We start from the raw sequence: 16,270 nt of genomic DNA, 5'->3' as shown, positions 1-16,270 counted from the left end.
GTTATCTGCTAGCCTGCTTAATACCGATGATAAAAAGACAGCTTCAGCAAAAAGACATCCATTGGGAAAATACGGGCAGCCTGAAGACATTGCTTCGGCAATTGCTTTTTACTTCAGAAGAAAGCAGCTGGATGACCGGCCAAATTATTAATATAGATGGTGGTATGGGCAACCTGAGAACCAATCTATAATAGTTAGCGGTGATTATTTTATATAAGTAAACCACCGCCAACTTTTAGGAATAGCAAAATTATATTAAATGCGATTTTAAATCAGCAGGTGAATAATTGATGGATTTCAAAGTTTTATCATCTGCCTTTCTAAACACCAGAAACAATCCATCAACTTCTTTGTAATAAGATTCAGTTTGATCTTTGTCGAAATAATGTTTAATCGTTAGCTCGGCTTCCTCAACGGATTTACAAGCTTTGCTCATATTGGAGCGGTGAACCTCGTCAAATAAGGTTTTAAATTTACCGCCCAGACCAAATTCGTGAATAGCACCCGCTAAAACGTATTGCAAATCGCAAAGCGCATCCGCAACTTCAACTAAATCATCGTTTTCAATTGCTTCCTGTAATTCCTTCAACTCTTCTGCTAAAAGTGCCACACGAAGATTTGCCCGCTGGCGAGATGGGATAATTGGTGATTCTAAAATTGGATGTTTAAAAGTAGTGTGAAATTCTGCAACCTGGTTTAGTGAGTTTGTTTCCTGCATAATGTTGTTAATCTGTATTTAGGCTGGCAAACTTAAGAAATATTGCGCTATTGTTGAATTGCTATAGCAAGTTAACTGTTCACTTTCAGAAAATGGCTGGTTGATTAAGCAGATGCACTTTCCATTGCAAGCATTTTGACTTATTTTTTATCCCTGATCACTTTGAAAAACTCCTCCTTGTAAGTATCTCCGACTGGTATAGACTGATCGTTAATATAAACGGTATTGCCATCTATCATTTTAATTTTTTCTAATGATATGATGTAAGATTTATGAATACGATAGAACGGAGGTTTAGGTAAGTCTATTTCTAATTCTCGGAGTGCCTGATAAGTGATAATCCGCTGCGAAGCGGTGTAAACGGAAACATAGTTTTTTAGCCCTTCGATATAAAGGATATCATCGTAATTAACTTTGATAAATTTATTTTTAGTATCGCCTTTAATGAAAATAAAATCATTGCTGCCTGCTGAAGCAGGAATATTTACGATATCGTATTGCGCAGGAGAAATAATTTGCTGTGCCTTTATTGCGGCTTTGTAAAAACGCTCATATGAAATCGGCTTCAGCAGATAATCTACCACATCCAGATCAAAGCCTTCCAGAGCATATTCGGGATAAGCAGTGGTTAGGATGACCTTGCATTTGCCTCCGCATATTTTCAGAAACTGGATTCCGGTCAGTTCAGGCATCTGGATATCCAGAAAAACCAAATCCACCTTACCCTCCTGGACCATGTTCAGTGCTTCGAATGCATTTGTTGTGGTACCAACCAACGCTAAAAAAGGCGTTTTATTAATAAATGTTGCAATAATATCTGATGCGTAAGATTCGTCATCAACAGCTAAACAGCGGATCATCATGGTATCGTTTATAGTTGTCGGCCTATTTTTGGGATAAAATTTTCAAAGTTCATTCTTTTGTTTGGATAATTTCCCATTCTAAGAATGATGACGTTATTTTTTGGATTAACATAGAGGAACTGGCCTAAAATTCCTTCAGCGGTATAATCATGAGCTTTTAGTTTGAAGTAATAACCATTGTATTTTGTTTTTTTAACCGGTACGCGAGCTTCAATTTTCGCCAGTGCAGCTGTTGCACTTACCGAATCTTTAAAATAACGATAATCATAACAAGCCCACCATTGGTTTTTATAACCTAACGCATCCAGTGTATTGGCATTGGTAGTAGTTTCAATCCATTTCTTTGAAATAATTTGTTTCCCGTTCCAGTTTCCTTTATTGAGGTAAAGTCGACCTAATTTGGCAAAATCTGCTGCGGTGGCGTTTAAACAGCAAAAAGCTTTTGCAGTTCCTTGATCATCTACACTCCAAATCGCATTCGATTCTGCTCCTAACGGTTGCCACAGATATTCAGCAAAAAGATCCTGAATTTTTCTGCCACTTGCTTTCTCTAAGATATTCGCCAGCAGCTGCGTATTTACACTTTGATACTCGAACTTTAAGCCCGGCTCTTCTTTCATTTTAAGCCCAATGATTTGATTTTTTAAAGCGCTTCCATAGTACAGTTTAGTGATGTCAGAAAAAGGCGTTTCCTTATTTTCGTCATAATCAATGGCTGAACGCATATCAAGAACATGTTGTATGGTTAACTTTTTAAAGCGATGATCATTTTTCTCCAGTTCGGGAATATATTTAATTACTAAATCATCTGGGGATGAAATTATACCTTTATCAACGGCAATGCCAATTAAGGTTGCCACAAAAGATTTAGCTACCGAAAAACTGGGATGTAACGTATTTTGATTTACCTGATCTTCATAACGTTCGTAAATGATCGTATCGTTTTTAATGATGATAAATGCATTTGTATTGCTTCTGCTGAGAAAAGTGTCGAGGTAGTTTTTCAGCTGCTGGTGTTTTAGCTGCTTGGTGTTGGAGATAAACCGAAATGGCATCTTAGCATGCATGATTCTGGCGTTCCTGAATTTACTACTGTCATTCAAATCTGGTTGCCACCACCTTACCGCCCTGATTGGCGCACAAGCTGAAATGAATAATCCAATTAAAATCACAATAGCAGCAATAGCCTTATTTGATAAACCCGCTTTCATATACTTAAAATCAACGTGGTTTTGTAAGTATTGCCATTGTTTGAGATCAGCAATTCGTGTTTTTCAGGATAAATTAAATCCAGCCGCCGATGGATGTTTACTAATCCTACCCCGCTGGAATGATCTTTCTGCGCATGACTGATTTTGTTGCTCACTTCAAAACTCAACCTTTTCCCGTTAATCCTAAGCTTGATGCGAATGGGATGTTTTTCATCGCTCACTACACCGTGTTTAAATGCATTTTCTACAAAAGGAATCAGCATGAGCGCAGCAACTTTTTGTTCGGCAACACCAACAGTTGAAAAATCAACATAAAATTTCGGCTCAAAGCGCATTTCAAAAAGCGCTATATAACTCTCCAGATATTCAACCTCTTTACTTAAGGTTACCATACCATCCGGACTTTCATTAAGGGTGTAACGCATTAAATCAGATAGCCTCAGTATGGCATTCGCCAGTTTATCTGACACCGGAATTGCCAGTGCATACACATAGTTTAAAGTGTTATAAAGAAAATGTGGATTGATCTGCGATTTTAAAAATGCCAGTTCCGATTTTACTACCTCATCTTTCAGTTTACGGTTGGCAATTTCGGTTTTAAAATTTTGTTGTACACTATAAACAGCAGCAGGAACCACCAGAAATGCCAGGCTATAATAAATATTATCTGCGATATATTTTGATATAGGTGTTTCATCTGAATAATTTTGCATGCCAAACCAGTTCTTGTATAGCACCTGCTCTATTAAATATCGCGAAGCAATAAATATGGCGATGGTCAAAATAATGGCTCCAACAAGCTGCGGGATTTTTTCGCGTTTTAAAAACCTCGGATAAACCCATAAATAACAGATATAGAATTCTATAACCTGAATGATATTCATGGAGATACTAAAGGCTGACTGACGAAGTGTTACCCCTTCAATTAATGCCTCTCCATAAAAATAGGCTAAAACCGTTATCCAACAGATGAGATGTATTAATATAATTTTAGTTTCTTTCATCCTATAAACTTAGCCTAACACCTTAAAATTTTCGATTTTGTTATCCCAACTGGTTAGAAAATTATCCCAATCTGTAATTTTCCTTCTAGTTAGATTAAAGTACCAGCAGCATCCACACATTGCAGGCAAAGTGACCAGAGTTGCCCAATGGTGCCGATAGATATTTAAATCCTGCCTTTTCATACATCGATATAGCGGTGGTTAATTCAGGAAATGACTCAAGGTAAATTTCATTATAGCCAAAATGCTGAGCAGATTCAATGCTTTTTTGCATCAATGTTTTGCCAACACCTTTACCTCTTGCTTCGGCTGATGTGTAAAGTTTTACCAACTCTACACAACCATCAGGCAGGCCATCAGTAGGATAAATGCCGCAGCCTCCAATAATTTTTCCATCCTCTTCGGCAACCCAGTAAATGGATTGCGCTGTTTTAAAAACCTCAGATAAGTGATCGGTAGTTGGATCGGTGTAAACGGTGCCAGGCTGATCAATTTTGAATTCCCTGAATATCGTTCTGATAACCTCAGCGAGTTCTTGATTATCTTTTTCTTCTATATTTCTGTAAGTGATGGCCATGGCTTTTTTTCTCAAAGCTAACATTTAAGAAAATCCAAACAAAACGGCGATTGATTCTATTTAGTTAAGAAAAGAAAAGTTATGGAAAACGAAAAAGATAAAACACCACAGGAAAATACAAATACACAACCTAAGCCTACAGATGATGTACAGCTAGATATAGAAACCGTTGTGCCTGAAGCCCATAAACAAGAGGTTGATCCTTCCAAACCGGTAGATGAATCGCAAAAAGAAACTGCTGAAAACGACACTGAAGAGGATGGTCATGATGAAAATCAATCTCCGGAAAATGAACCGAAAGCGAATCAGGAGCAATCTGGAGCGGAGAGCAAATCGCCGGAAGCTGAAGGCAAAGAAGTTACTGAAGGAGAAGCTGGTTCATCTACAGAACAACAGGGTGATAGTAGCCAAAACGAAACAACAGAAAACAGTGAAGTTTCATCCGAATCAGGTGATGAAGATTCAAGCGATGAAAATTCAAACGATGGGGATTCAAATGATGAGCGCAGCAATATCGAAACCATCACCCCAAGTGCTTAATGCTAATTTTTGTTAAACCCATATACACGCTGAAATAGTTTTACTATTTTGGCGTTATGATAAACATGAAAAACACACTATTGCTATGCCTGTTCACACTAACACTGTTTAGTTGCGGAATAAACAGGCAAGCGCAGCAAATCAAGGCGCTCGAAGATTGTACTTATAAAATCACAGGCATTCAGCAGGTTTCCATTGCCGGAACAGATGTGAAAAAACTAATGGATGAACAAAGTTTTAGTTTAACCAGTTTGCCGGGAGTTGCACTCGGATTGTTAAGAAAAGACATTCCTCTAAGGGCCAACCTTAACTTAGAAATCACCAATCCATCGGCAAACTTGGCAGCCATTAATCAGTTTGAATATAAAATACTGGTTAACAATACCGATCTGGCTCAGGGCATTGTAAATCAAAATGTAAGCATTGCGCAAGGGCAAACCGTTACTGTACCCGTTCAGTTAATCAGTAATATTTACGGACTGGTTTCAAATGGGAATGTTTTCAATGATGTTTTAAAGGCCGCTCAAAAAGGATCGTCATCAAAAGACGAAAAACTGGGACTTCTAACTATTAAAATTAAGCCAACTTTTATGCTTGGCAATACACCAGTCAAATATCCTGGTTACATCACCATAAACAAAGACATTAGCAGCAAAATACTTCTCTAAATGAAAAACCTCCCTTAAGCTTAATTAAGGGAGGTTTTTTGTTTAAAATTTATGATCAGGCACCATGATCATGCCTTTAATCCCAATCTGATCAAGATTTTCTCTCACCACTTTAATTTCAGTTGACGATAATTTATCTGGCATGTTAGTAGATGTTGCAGAGAGACTGGCTGATTTAGCTGCTGTAGTTACGAAACTTCCTGTTCTGGCGTAAAGCAATGCATATCCTAATAAAGTTTCCGTTTCATCGCCCCATGCCTTGGTTAAATCTTCAAAAGCACTTTTATCTACGCTAAGACCGGAATAATATCCGCCAACACCGAGCTGGTTTTTAGTCTCAAATTCGGGAACATACAAATCAAGTTTATCAATTCTGATGGGGAAAAAGCCAACCGGTTTCCCGTAAGTCGTTTCTCCAATCAGCTTCACATCAATCACCGGCTTTAAACTATTAATGGTTAATTCGCTAGCCGACGCCGTAGATCCGGTGACTATAAAATAAATCCTGCTTAGGGCTAAAGAACCTGATTTCGCAAATTTTTCAATATTATCCGCAGCACTTGCCGAGTAATTTAGATCTGCGTAGGTGGCGTATTTGCCATTAATTCCGGTAGTAAAACTCTGAATTTTGCCACTCGCATCGAGCAAAGGCTGATGCGCAAGTACAGAAGCCTTTCGTTGGGCTGTAGTTAAGCCTTGTAAATAACTATTATAATAGCTCGTGTACATCGTGTTCCCGTTTTGGCTGGCAGGCGCTGCAAGATTAATGATTTCTGTAGCGGTTGAAACGTAACCACCGCCATTATAGCGAAGATCTACAACCAACTCCGTTACGCCTTGCGACGAAAAGTTAGCAAAAACTGTTTTCAAAGCAGCGGAAACGTTATTGGTAAAACTATTAAAAACAAGATAACCTACTTTTTTGCTACCCACTGTGTAAACATTGGTAAATAAAATTGGATTAACCGTATAACTGCTGCTATTTACCACTACGCTTTTGCTAAAACCATTTAAATCAGTGAATGTTAAACTAACTGATGCACTGCTCCCAAAAATCGCTTCGTTTAAAAAGCTGATGATGCCGCTGGTAGTACTGTAAGTTAAACTGGTTCTTCCATTAATACTGGTGATTCTGCAACCCCTTGTTAATCCTTGTTGGCTGGCCGGCGAGTTTGGATAAACGTATTTTACCCTTAAATCGTTAGTAGTATTGTACATCACAGAGAAGCCATAGTCATTAGCTGTTCCGTTAACGTCAGCCTTTAAATCCAATACCGAAACCTTACCATTTGTAGCTGTATAATCTAAGAAAGAATATTTCGGCTCAGTACTGCCACTCACATATTCATAAGGCTTACCTGTTGAAGGGTCAGTTGAATACTGTGTTAACGCATAAAGTTCAGTTTCGTTTGAACTGTAACCGCGTGGGTTAAATGCAGCATAAGTAGGCAGAGAGGCATTCCAATAATATAGTTCTTTGGTATACAGAAAAATGGAATCCTTCGTTAACTCGACTCTGGAAGCTGTTACCGCTGACGTTGTTCCCGGCGCCTCTGAGGGGGTAGTAGAATCTTTTTTGCAAGCGGCAATAAAGCCAAAAAAGCTCAGCAGTAAAACCGTACGGAAGCAAAAATTTTTGTTTATCATGTGTATTTTGTTTGCGGATTTATTTGTGATATACGTTTATTAAACGAACGTAGTTGTCACTACATAACTTTTTCTGTATCAACAAACTAAATTTAAATTAAAATATTGTTGTTCAGTATTGATGTATCGGTGAATAACTTAAATCTGCCGATTAAATTACAATTGGGTGAAAAAGAAGAATGCTCTTTCACTAACAATATGGCTTCTGCTATTTTGCAATTTTCATTTTGAAGATCAACGGTAGGCTGATTAGGCCATTAGAAATGTCGCTTTTGCACCTTTGCATTATTTTTTGATTTATGGATATTTGGATAAACATGGCGACGATGAGCAAAAATGAAAAAATAAGTGAATTTATGGCTAACTTAATTCATCCATTAAAAAAAGAAATGGAAGAAGTTATTGAAATAATATTGAATGCCAACCCAAAAGTTGAAGGACATATCAAGTGGGGTGGACCAAGTTTTAGTTTCAATGGCGACATGGCAACAATTAATCCAAAGATAACGAAGTATGTAATCGTTATTTTTCATAAAGCTGCTTTGCTTGAAGATGACTTTAACTTTTTAGAAGCGCAAACGAAAGGTAAAGCTTATGCAAAGTTTTATAGTATGGATGATGTGAATAAATACCGAAAGGGTTTAACACAAGCCGTAAATGCCTGGGTAACATTAATGGAAAATTCTTAACTAAATTCAAATACGATGGAAAAAATCGAATTCAAAACCGAAATTAACGCCAGTCCGGAACAAGTTTGGAAAATACTGCTAGGAACCGATACTTATCCAAAATGGACTGCAGCATTTGCTGAAAATTCTTCAGTAGAAACCGATTGGCAAAAAGGAAGTAAAGCTATATTTGGCGATGGTTCCGGCAATGGCATGGTTGCTATTATTGAAGAAAATATTCCAAATAAATATTTATCCATCAAACATATTGGAGAAATAAAAGATGGCAAAGAAAATTTGGATGTAGATTGGGGACCAGTTTTTGAGAATTACACACTAGAAGAGCAAGGCGGTAAAACAGCACTACTAATTGATTTAAACATTACTGCCGAGTGGAAAGATTATTTTGAAAAAACCTGGCCAAAAGCATTGGCTATAGTAAAGGAGTTAGCTGAAAAACCCCACCTTGATACCTAAAAAACGAAAGCCTCTGAAAAATTAATTTCAGAGGCTTTTTTGATGTGGTGCCACCTGGATTCGAACCAGGGACACAAGGATTTTCAGTCCTTTGCTCTACCGACTGAGCTATGGCACCATCCGTTTGGGATTGCAAATGTAAGATTCTTTTTATCAAATGCAACAACGTCCTTTAATTTTTTTCTCAATCGCTGAGATCCCGCTAATCAAAAAAGCCCATCATTACTGAAAGGCTTTTGGAAGTGGTGCCACCTGGATTCGAACCAGGGACACAAGGATTTTCAGTCCTTTGCTCTACCGACTGAGCTATGGCACCTCCCGTTTGGGATTGCAAATGTAGTGTTCTTTTTCTAAAAGCAAAACTTTTTTTCCATTATTTCAGTTGCACACTGATTATCAATTAATTAATTTTTATTTAAAAAAATCACACTTCGCTTTCACGCTTAGAATCAATACAAACAAGAAATTTAAATGATTTTTTTATGCATGCATAGCATTTTATTTAGATTAATATCCTAATTTAGCATAAACAATATAATATTGCATGGTGGCTCAGATCCTATTTCTAGTAATAACACTTGCAGCAATTGCGCTGTTTACGGTTAATTTCCGCAAAATTATCCGCAATATCCGCCTGGGCAAATCAGTTGATCGCAATGATCAGCCTCAAAAAAGATTAATCACTATGTTGAGGGTTGCTTTTGGCCAATCGAAGATGGTGGTACGCCCTATCCCCGCTTTCCTTCACTTTTTTGTTTACATCGGTTTTGTAATCATTAACATAGAAGTGTTGGAAATTATGATCGATGGAATTTTTGGAACCCACCGCATATTTCATGGCCTTGGCGGACTTTATAATTTCTTAATTGGATCATTTGAAATACTAGCCCTGACCGTTTGGGTATCCTGTGTAATTTTTCTCATTCGCAGAAATGTATTGAAGCTGAAACGCTTTCGCGGTGTAGAAATGACAAACTGGCCAAAATCTGATGCAAACTATATTTTAATTACCGAAATTTTGCTGATGAGTGCATTTCTGTTGATGAATGCTGCTGATGCAAAACTTCAGTTTTTAGGTTCATCGCACTATACCCTTGCAGGTTCGTTTCCGGTAAGTCAGTATTTAATGGATGTATTACCCTCTTCAGAAAACGCGTTGATTGCGATTGAAAGAGCATGTTGGTGGGTTCACATCATTGGCATATTAGCGTTTTTAAATTACCTGCCCTATTCGAAACACTTCCATATTTTATTCGCTTTCCCAAATACTTATTTTTCTAATTTGGAGCCCAAAGGTGAATTTACGAATATGGCTTCGGTTACAAACGAAGTGAAAGCTATGCTCGATCCTTCATTTGTTCCTGCTGAAACTGAAGCCGGAAAATTTGGTGCAAAAGATGCAACTGATTTAAGTTGGGTAAATCTGATGAATGCTTATACCTGCACAGAATGTGGCCGATGCACTTCAGTTTGCCCGGCAAATATCACTGGCAAACTTTTATCGCCCCGAAAAATTATGATGGATACCCGGGATCGGATTACCGAAATCGGCAAAAATATTGATAAAAACGGTGCAGAACATCAGGATGGAAAAGCTTTGCTTGATGATTATATTACCAGAGAGGAAATTTGGGCCTGCACCAGTTGCAATGCCTGCGTAGAGGCTTGCCCTGTAAATATTGATCCTTTGCAGATTATCACTGAACTGCGTCGTTATGCAGTAATGGAAGAGTCTCAGGCGCCAGGAAGTATTAATGCAATGCTTGGCAATATCGAAAATAATCAGGCACCGTGGAAATATTCTCCGGCTGATCGTTTTAACTGGGCACAAGAAGGATAGCGTTCAGTTGAGCGTCACCATTTATGATTGAGTTTTTAGCTCCATAAATAAAACAATAAAAAATTCAAGTTTTGATAGCTTGACACTAAATATTTGATACTTAAACATGGAATTTAAAGTACCAACAATGGCCGAATTAATGGCCGCAGGAGAAGAGCCGGAAATTTTATTTTGGGTAGGATGTGCAGGGAGTTATGATGAACGGGCGCAAAAAATTACCCGCGACATTTGTAAAATCCTACATCATGTGGGCATGAAGTACGCGGTTTTAGGCACAGAAGAAAGCTGTACGGGAGATCCGGCAAAAAGAGCCGGGAACGAATTCCTTTTTCAAATGCAGGCCATGACCAATATTGAGGTGCTAAATGCTTATAATATTAAAAAAATCGTTACCGGTTGTCCGCATTGCTTCAACACCATTAAAAATGAATATCCAGGCTTGGGCGGAACTTACGAGGTGATTCACCATACTCAGCTTATTCAAGATTTGATTAATGAAGGTAAGCTAAAGGCGGAAGGTGGCGAAAGTTTCAAAGGTAAAAAAATTACTTACCATGATCCTTGTTATCTTGGTCGTGGAAATGGAATTTACGAAGCGCCAAGAAAAGCACTCGAGGTTTTAGATGCACAGCTGGTGGAAATGAAACGTTGTAAAAGCAACGGGTTGTGCTGTGGTGCAGGCGGCGCACAGATGTTTAAAGAACCTGAAAAAGGCAAAAAAGATATTAATGTAGAACGGATTGATGAAGCACTGGAAACCAATCCTCAGTTTATTGCAGCAGGTTGCCCGTTTTGTATGACGATGTTAAGTGACGGCATTAAACTTAAAGACAAAGAGCAGGAAGTAAAGGTGCTGGATATTGCAGAAATTACAGCCAGAGCTAATGGGCTTTAATCTGGAAACAAAATAAAAAGTAGTAGGTCTTAGTCAAACGCTAAGACTTATTTCATTTTAGGGCAATTTAATAATGCGCTCCAGATTATCACGAATCAGATTAAGATCCTCAGCTTCAATATTTTTTAACGGGATCACCACCTGAGTGGCCATAGAATCTACATCCCCACCCCTATCCTTATAAGTTTGAACAATCACATCATCACCTTTGGTTTTCAGATATAGTTTCCCGGCAGTTGTATTCCCGAGGTAATCCATATCTCTGAATTTTGACAATTTAAAGGCAAAATACTCCGTTTTACCATTATTAAAATATCGCTTGTAACGACAAAAGCCATTGTTGGTAATGTTTAATTCGTAACGCTTAATTTTCCCATTTTCCTGATTACTATCATAATGATCGCTTAGTGTTTTTTGAAGAAAACCCACGTATTGCTCAATAGATTCAGGATCTGAAAAAGCGCATAAAATGATGCATAGAGCTGATAGAAAGGGTATTTCCAAGCCGATTGTAAACTTTTTCATTGGGATGTCGTTTTAAACACAGCAATTTAATTAAAATAGTAAATTTGTATATGAGTTTTTCTCCACAATCAAGAGTTTGGGTTTACCAGAGTGATCGCAAATTCACTCCTGCTGAAGAAATGGCAATTTTAGAAAAGTTATCATCCTTTACCAACCAATGGAAAGCACATGGAAATGAATTGCTGGCTAAAGCAGAAATCAGACATGGATTTTTTATCATCCTTACGGTTGACGAATCGCAGGCTAACGTTACGGGTTGTTCTATTGATAGCTCTGTTAGATTAATTAAAGAAATAGAACAAGAATATCATGTCGATTTATTTAATCGCTTCAACATGGCCTATAAGGTTGGCGATGATGTGGTGGTAAACAGTAAAGAAGATTTCGAAACACTGATTAACATTAAGCAAATCAATTCGGAAACGATCGTATTTAATAATATGGTGCAAACCCTGGCCGAATTAGAAAACAAATGGGAAGTGCCTTTTAAAAATAGCTGGCACTCTACTGTTTTTGCCCACCTTATTTCATAGAATTTATGCAAAAATAATATTGATTTAAACTTTAGTTGATCATAAAAAGGCAATTTCATTTAATGAACAGAACGTTTTCAATATTAGTTTTACTGTCATTTAGCTTTATAGCGGGCGCACAGGAGTTAAAAAAAAATCACTAAACGCAGCGGTACAAATTATTTCGCTATTAAAGAAACTTACACCGTTTTAAAATCTACCCCTGAAATTAAACAAGGCGATTATCAGCAAGTCGCTGGAAGATCGGTATTGAAAGGGCAATATGATCATGGAGCCCGAACGGGCGTTTGGGAAGCTTTTAATCAAACCGACCTCGAACAGAAAATAGATTTTTCTAACCAGGAGGTTCTTTTTGCAAAGCCTTCGAAGATGTTTAAAAAAGCATTCATTCTTACACAAACTGAAAATAAAGAAATCGAAACCACACTTCGTCCGTTGTTTGTTGGCGGTGATGCACTTTTCTCTTCTCTACTTGGCCATAACATCAGGTATCCTGCTGAAGCGATAGAAAAGCATATCCAAGGAACAGCCATATTATCTGCAATCATTACAATTGACGGTAAAATGGTAGAAAGAAAAATTGTGAATGGGCCGGGCTATGGCATAAATGAAGAGGCGCTTCGAGTAATTAATCTTATTCCAAACGATTGGATTCCTTTAAAAGTTGATGAAAAACCGGTAAATACCCGAATTGAATTAGAGGTTAACTTTTCCTTGAGCCGTTAACATCAGGTTTACCTGTTAAATTGCAGCCGCATAAAACAATTGTGCATTAAATAACATTATATTGCTTATATCAAATAATGTTTATGAAACGCTGGCTAAAAATTTCTTTAGGTATATTATCTGGTCTGATTATTTTAATAATACTTACCTGGCTTGCAGGGGCGTTTTACATTAGCAGAAATAAAAAAGAAATATTGACCTCTATTCTGGGTCAGTTAAACAAAAATCTAAATGGCAAAATTACAGCTACAGGTATGGAGCCTACCTTACTTAAAAGCTTCCCTGGCGTTTCCGTTTCATTAAATGGCATTTTACTGCGAGATAGTTTATGGTCGCAACATAAACACGATTTAATCAAGGCAAAAGACATTAATGTTTCGCTAAATGTGCTCTCGTTAATCGTTGGTAATGTTAACATTAATCAAATCGCAATTAATGATGCATCAATTTACATTTACACCGATTCAAATGGTTACAGTAATACCAGTATTTTTAAAAGCAAAAAGACTGATACCGCTAAAAAATCAGATTCAAAAACACCAGATTTAGCAGTAAAAAAAATCGACCTGAATCGTGTTACGCTTACGCTCGACAATCAAAAAAGGCACAAGCTTTTCAATTTCAACATTGATCAGGTAGCAGGGAGAATGCAATACCCGGATAGTGGCTGGACAGGAAAAATAAAATTGAAGACCCAGGTGAACAGCTTTGCCTTTAATACCAGAAAAGGAAGCTTTTTAAAAGATAAATCGCTAGAGGGAACACTTTCAGCACACTATTCCAGAGCGCTTGATGCCATTATCTTAGATCCGGAAATACTGAAAATCGGGGGTCATCCTTTCAAAATCGGCGCCAAGGTCGAACTTGATAAATCAGCTTTTGCAATTAGCATTGCAGTTGATGATATTTTGTTCAAAGATGTGGCCATGCTGCTTTCTCCAAACATTTCATCGAAGCTTTTAAAGTTTGGCATTGAGAAACCCATCAATATCCGGGGAAATATTATTGATGATGGATCAGGGAAATATGGCGATCCATTAATTAATGTTGGCATTACCGTTCGCAATAATATAATCTCCATTCCGGCGGGCAAACTCACCGCGGCTAATTTCGATGGATCTTTTACCAACCGTGATACCGCAGGCGGAATTATTGGTGACGAGAATTCGGCGATAAAATTTCATCGTTTAACAGCCAAATATTTTAATGCACCGCTAAAAATTGATACTTTCACCGTAACAAACTTAGCCAGACCAATTGCAACAGGTTTGGTAACCTCACAATTTCCGCTATCTAACCTTAATAATTCCCTTGGCACACAAGATTTTGAGTTTAAACAGGGTACAGCAGATTTGAGATTATATTGCAAGGCTGATATTGATAACTTTCGCTTTACCAAACCAGTAGTTTCCGGAAAAATAAAAATAGATAATGCTGATATTCTTTATATCCCTAGAAAACTACGACTGGTTAAAAGCGCTTTGAACATTAATTTTGACCAAAATGATCTATCGATTCAGAATGGTCATTTTCAATTAGGCAAAAGTGAACTGAATGTAAGCTGCAGCATCGCAAACTTTGCCAATCTCTATTATACTGATCCGGATAAAATTCTGGTGAATTTGAAAATGCACAGTCCGCAACTGTATTTAAATGAGTTTTTACCCTTCTTAGGCCCAAGAACGAGTAAGAAAAAAACCAGTGGAGGCAGTTCAATTAAAACAGCATCAAAAGAACTGAGCAATGTTTTAGAGGTTTCGAAAATGAATATTAACCTCACAGTAGGAAAAGCAATATATGATAACTTCCTGGCGAAAAACCTAGCTGCCGATATTTCTTTACGCGGCGAGGGCATTTACTTCAATAAAATAAGCGTAGCACATGCAGGCGGAACACTTGCATTAACCGGAAACATTATTCAGGAGCCAAGTTCGAACAGTTTCAGAATTAATTCCAAAATTAACCACGTAAGCGTAAAAGACTTCTTCTATTCGTTTGATAATTTCGGTCAGAAAACGATTACCAATAAAAACCTGAAAGGTTACCTATCTTCAACCGTAAATATTGGAGGACGAATTTCGCACACGGGAAAAATATTGCCTCGCTCTATTAATGGCAAGGTTGTGTTCAACCTAAACAACGCCGCATTGGTAAATTTCGAGCCAATGGTAAAAGTTGGCAAGTTTGCTTTTGCTAACCGTAACCTGTCGAATGTAGAAATCAAAAACCTGGACGGAACCCTCAACATCCGTGGCGACAAGATAGACATCAGTCCGATGCAGATTAACTCAAGCGCTATGAATTTTAATGTTAAAGGCGTTTATGCTTTAGGTAGCGGAACAAATGTAGCTTTAGATATTCCATTGAGAAATCCCAAAGGGGATGAAAACCTAACCCGTCAGGAAAAGCGTGAGGCCAGAATGAGGGGAATTGTGCTGCATTTGAAAGCGGTTGATGATGAAAAAGGCGGAATCAAAATCAGGTGGAATAAGGATCATGACTAGTCGTTAGTCTTCAGTACAAAGTCTTTAGTACGATGATAAATTATTAGACTATGGACTACAAACTAAAAATCCAGTGGTCCTAGCCTATTCATATTTCTTAGAATCAAATATTGGCGATGTCTGATATATCGGGTAGGATTTTTTGGTGTCCACCTGATAGGGTTGGGGAAACAAGCCGCAATCAAAGCCGCCTGAGCTTTAGAAAGCTTATGGCACGATTTACCATAATAACTTTGCGCTGCCGCTTCGGCGCCGTAAATCCCATCCCCCATTTCAATCACATTTAAATAAACTTCCAGTATCCGTTCCTTACTCCATAACATTTCGATGAGTAGAGTAAAATAGGCTTCGAAACCCTTTCTAATCCACGATCTGCCAGGCCACAAAAAAACATTCTTAGCTGTTTGCTGTGATATGGTACTTCCACCCTTAACTTTTCTGCTTTTCGCATTTGCGGCAAAGGCCTTTTCGATAGCTTTTACGTCGAAACCAATGTGTTTCAAAAAAAGTTGGTCTTCAGCTGAAACTGCTGCCCGTTTCATATTATCAGACATGTCATCAAAATCAACCCATTTTTTCTCAGTTTTAAAAGATTTTCCGTCTGATTTACGCTCAATGTTTCTCAACACCATTAACAACGTAATTGGTGGATTGATGAAGCGATAGGCCAATACCCATAAAAACGAAACCATTAGAAAGTATAAAAATACCTTCGTAGCAATATTGGTAATCTTTTTTAATAAAGGTTGCTTGCTTTTTGATTTGTTAGATCGAGATTTAGCCATGGCGCAAAGGTAGCAAAATATGAAAACATTTATTTCGAATGATGGGCCTTAGTACTTTATCAGGAAACAGAAAACTGTATGGAAACATA

General features: G+C 37.7%; 17 protein-coding genes and 2 tRNA genes. 9 read left to right on the top strand and 10 right to left on the bottom strand.

Annotated elements, in window-relative coordinates; all coding sequences use genetic code 11:
* Positions 1-250: 250 nt before the first annotated feature.
* The 5 genes from ON09_RS03100 to ON09_RS03080 all read right to left on the bottom strand — a co-directional run bounded on the left by ON09_RS03100 (position 251) and on the right by ON09_RS03080 (position 4,388).
* The gene (locus tag ON09_RS03100; RefSeq protein ID WP_010599601.1) at positions 251-718 is read right to left on the bottom strand and encodes a pyrophosphohydrolase domain-containing protein; all 468 of its coding nucleotides are present in this window, start codon (positions 716-718) and stop codon (positions 251-253) included.
* Between the two features lie 140 nt (positions 719-858).
* Entirely contained in the window at positions 859-1,581 is a 723-nt protein-coding gene (locus tag ON09_RS03095) for a LytR/AlgR family response regulator transcription factor (RefSeq protein WP_316927769.1), read from the bottom strand.
* Positions 1,582-1,589: 8 nt separating this feature from the next.
* A complete protein-coding gene (locus tag ON09_RS24025; RefSeq protein WP_010599599.1) occupies positions 1,590-2,792 on the bottom strand; it encodes a serine hydrolase domain-containing protein in 1,203 nt (400 codons plus the stop codon).
* Positions 2,789-3,796 carry a sensor histidine kinase gene (locus ON09_RS03085; RefSeq protein ID WP_010599598.1) on the bottom strand — a complete coding sequence of 336 codons (1,008 nt, stop codon included), beginning with the start codon at positions 3,794-3,796 and terminating at the stop codon, positions 2,789-2,791. The genes ON09_RS24025 and ON09_RS03085 overlap by 4 nt, the downstream gene beginning before the upstream one ends.
* Positions 3,797-3,890: 94 nt before the next feature.
* Positions 3,891-4,388, bottom strand: coding sequence for a GNAT family N-acetyltransferase (locus tag ON09_RS03080; protein ID WP_238533592.1), 498 nt, complete (start codon positions 4,386-4,388; stop codon positions 3,891-3,893).
* A gap of 66 nt (positions 4,389-4,454) precedes the next feature.
* On the opposite strand from ON09_RS03080, the gene ON09_RS03075 reads away from it, so the two are divergent.
* A complete protein-coding gene (locus ON09_RS03075) occupies positions 4,455-4,913 on the top strand; it encodes a hypothetical protein (RefSeq protein ID WP_010599596.1) in 459 nt (152 codons plus the stop codon).
* A 65-nt stretch (positions 4,914-4,978) separates the two neighbouring features.
* A complete protein-coding gene (locus tag ON09_RS03070; RefSeq protein ID WP_010599595.1) occupies positions 4,979-5,581 on the top strand; it encodes a hypothetical protein in 603 nt (200 codons plus the stop codon).
* Between the two features lie 42 nt (positions 5,582-5,623).
* Here ON09_RS03070 and ON09_RS24020 read toward each other — a convergent pair whose 3' ends face one another.
* On the bottom strand, positions 5,624-7,228 hold the full coding sequence (locus ON09_RS24020; RefSeq protein WP_010599594.1) for a S41 family peptidase: 1,605 nt from the start codon (positions 7,226-7,228) through the stop codon (positions 5,624-5,626).
* Positions 7,229-7,554: 326 nt separating this feature from the next.
* Here ON09_RS24020 and ON09_RS03060 point away from each other — a divergent pair, with 326 nt between their 5' ends.
* Both ON09_RS03060 and ON09_RS03055 read left to right on the top strand, forming a co-directional pair.
* Positions 7,555-7,917, top strand: coding sequence for a DUF1801 domain-containing protein (locus ON09_RS03060; RefSeq protein ID WP_010599593.1), 363 nt, complete (start codon positions 7,555-7,557; stop codon positions 7,915-7,917).
* A gap of 15 nt (positions 7,918-7,932) precedes the next feature.
* The gene (locus tag ON09_RS03055) at positions 7,933-8,373 is read left to right on the top strand and encodes an SRPBCC family protein (protein ID WP_010599592.1); all 441 of its coding nucleotides are present in this window, start codon (positions 7,933-7,935) and stop codon (positions 8,371-8,373) included.
* Positions 8,374-8,418: 45 nt separating this feature from the next.
* Here ON09_RS03055 and ON09_RS03050 read toward each other — a convergent pair.
* Both ON09_RS03050 and ON09_RS03045 read right to left on the bottom strand, forming a co-directional pair.
* Positions 8,419-8,491: transfer RNA gene (locus ON09_RS03050), tRNA-Phe, on the bottom strand.
* A 125-nt stretch (positions 8,492-8,616) separates the two neighbouring features.
* Positions 8,617-8,689, bottom strand: a tRNA-Phe gene (locus tag ON09_RS03045).
* Between the two features lie 228 nt (positions 8,690-8,917).
* Between ON09_RS03045 and ON09_RS03040 the strand changes: the two genes are divergently transcribed.
* Together ON09_RS03040 and ON09_RS03035 are read left to right on the top strand one after the other, a co-directional pair.
* Positions 8,918-10,213 (top strand): (Fe-S)-binding protein, encoded by a 1,296-nt coding sequence (locus ON09_RS03040; RefSeq protein WP_010599591.1) that lies wholly within the window; start codon positions 8,918-8,920, stop codon positions 10,211-10,213.
* Between the two features lie 106 nt (positions 10,214-10,319).
* Complete coding sequence (locus tag ON09_RS03035; RefSeq protein ID WP_010599590.1) at positions 10,320-11,108, top strand: (Fe-S)-binding protein; 789 nt, start codon at positions 10,320-10,322, stop codon at positions 11,106-11,108.
* A gap of 57 nt (positions 11,109-11,165) precedes the next feature.
* On the opposite strand, the gene ON09_RS03030 is transcribed toward ON09_RS03035, so the two are convergent.
* Positions 11,166-11,633, bottom strand: a complete 468-nt coding sequence (locus ON09_RS03030; RefSeq protein WP_010599589.1) for a hypothetical protein — start codon at positions 11,631-11,633, stop codon at positions 11,166-11,168.
* A 50-nt stretch (positions 11,634-11,683) separates the two neighbouring features.
* On the opposite strand from ON09_RS03030, the gene ON09_RS03025 reads away from it, so the two are divergent.
* The 3 genes from ON09_RS03025 (at position 11,684) to ON09_RS03015 (ending at position 15,396) form a co-directional block, all read left to right on the top strand.
* Positions 11,684-12,166 (top strand): hypothetical protein, encoded by a 483-nt coding sequence (locus tag ON09_RS03025; RefSeq protein WP_010599588.1) that lies wholly within the window; start codon positions 11,684-11,686, stop codon positions 12,164-12,166.
* Positions 12,167-12,415: 249 nt separating this feature from the next.
* A complete protein-coding gene (locus ON09_RS03020) occupies positions 12,416-12,892 on the top strand; it encodes an energy transducer TonB (protein WP_010599587.1) in 477 nt (158 codons plus the stop codon).
* An 83-nt stretch (positions 12,893-12,975) separates the two neighbouring features.
* Complete coding sequence (locus tag ON09_RS03015; RefSeq protein WP_010599586.1) at positions 12,976-15,396, top strand: AsmA family protein; 2,421 nt, start codon at positions 12,976-12,978, stop codon at positions 15,394-15,396.
* Between the two features lie 62 nt (positions 15,397-15,458).
* On the opposite strand, the gene mtgA is transcribed toward ON09_RS03015, so the two are convergent.
* The gene (mtgA, locus tag ON09_RS03010) at positions 15,459-16,181 is read right to left on the bottom strand and encodes a monofunctional biosynthetic peptidoglycan transglycosylase (protein ID WP_010599585.1); all 723 of its coding nucleotides are present in this window, start codon (positions 16,179-16,181) and stop codon (positions 15,459-15,461) included.
* Between the last annotated feature and the right edge of the window lie 89 nt (positions 16,182-16,270).

It is taken from the genome of Pedobacter agri PB92 (assembly GCF_000258495.1).
In the GTDB taxonomy this organism is placed as follows: domain Bacteria; phylum Bacteroidota; class Bacteroidia; order Sphingobacteriales; family Sphingobacteriaceae; genus Pedobacter; species Pedobacter agri.
Note: the sequence above shows the minus strand (reverse complement) of the source record. Positions and strands in the feature narration are given on the sequence as shown.

Coding starts and splice junctions, on each gene's coding strand:
- ON09_RS03100 (WP_010599601.1), bottom strand. CDS start 718: ATGCAGGAAACAAACTCACTAAACCAGGTTGCAGAATTTCACACTACT.
- ON09_RS03075 (WP_010599596.1), top strand. CDS start 4,455: ATGGAAAACGAAAAAGATAAAACACCACAGGAAAATACAAATACACAA.
- ON09_RS03030 (WP_010599589.1), bottom strand. CDS start 11,633: ATGAAAAAGTTTACAATCGGCTTGGAAATACCCTTTCTATCAGCTCTA.
- ON09_RS03055 (WP_010599592.1), top strand. CDS start 7,933: ATGGAAAAAATCGAATTCAAAACCGAAATTAACGCCAGTCCGGAACAA.
- ON09_RS03070 (WP_010599595.1), top strand. CDS start 4,979: ATGAAAAACACACTATTGCTATGCCTGTTCACACTAACACTGTTTAGT.
- ON09_RS03085 (WP_010599598.1), bottom strand. CDS start 3,796: ATGAAAGAAACTAAAATTATATTAATACATCTCATCTGTTGGATAACG.
- ON09_RS03035 (WP_010599590.1), top strand. CDS start 10,320: ATGGAATTTAAAGTACCAACAATGGCCGAATTAATGGCCGCAGGAGAA.
- ON09_RS03015 (WP_010599586.1), top strand. CDS start 12,976: ATGAAACGCTGGCTAAAAATTTCTTTAGGTATATTATCTGGTCTGATT.
- ON09_RS03025 (WP_010599588.1), top strand. CDS start 11,684: ATGAGTTTTTCTCCACAATCAAGAGTTTGGGTTTACCAGAGTGATCGC.
- ON09_RS03040 (WP_010599591.1), top strand. CDS start 8,918: ATGGTGGCTCAGATCCTATTTCTAGTAATAACACTTGCAGCAATTGCG.
- ON09_RS03060 (WP_010599593.1), top strand. CDS start 7,555: ATGAGCAAAAATGAAAAAATAAGTGAATTTATGGCTAACTTAATTCAT.
- ON09_RS03095 (WP_316927769.1), bottom strand. CDS start 1,581: ATGATGATCCGCTGTTTAGCTGTTGATGACGAATCTTACGCATCAGAT.
- mtgA (WP_010599585.1), bottom strand. CDS start 16,181: ATGGCTAAATCTCGATCTAACAAATCAAAAAGCAAGCAACCTTTATTA.
- ON09_RS24020 (WP_010599594.1), bottom strand. CDS start 7,228: ATGATAAACAAAAATTTTTGCTTCCGTACGGTTTTACTGCTGAGCTTT.
- ON09_RS24025 (WP_010599599.1), bottom strand. CDS start 2,792: ATGAAAGCGGGTTTATCAAATAAGGCTATTGCTGCTATTGTGATTTTA.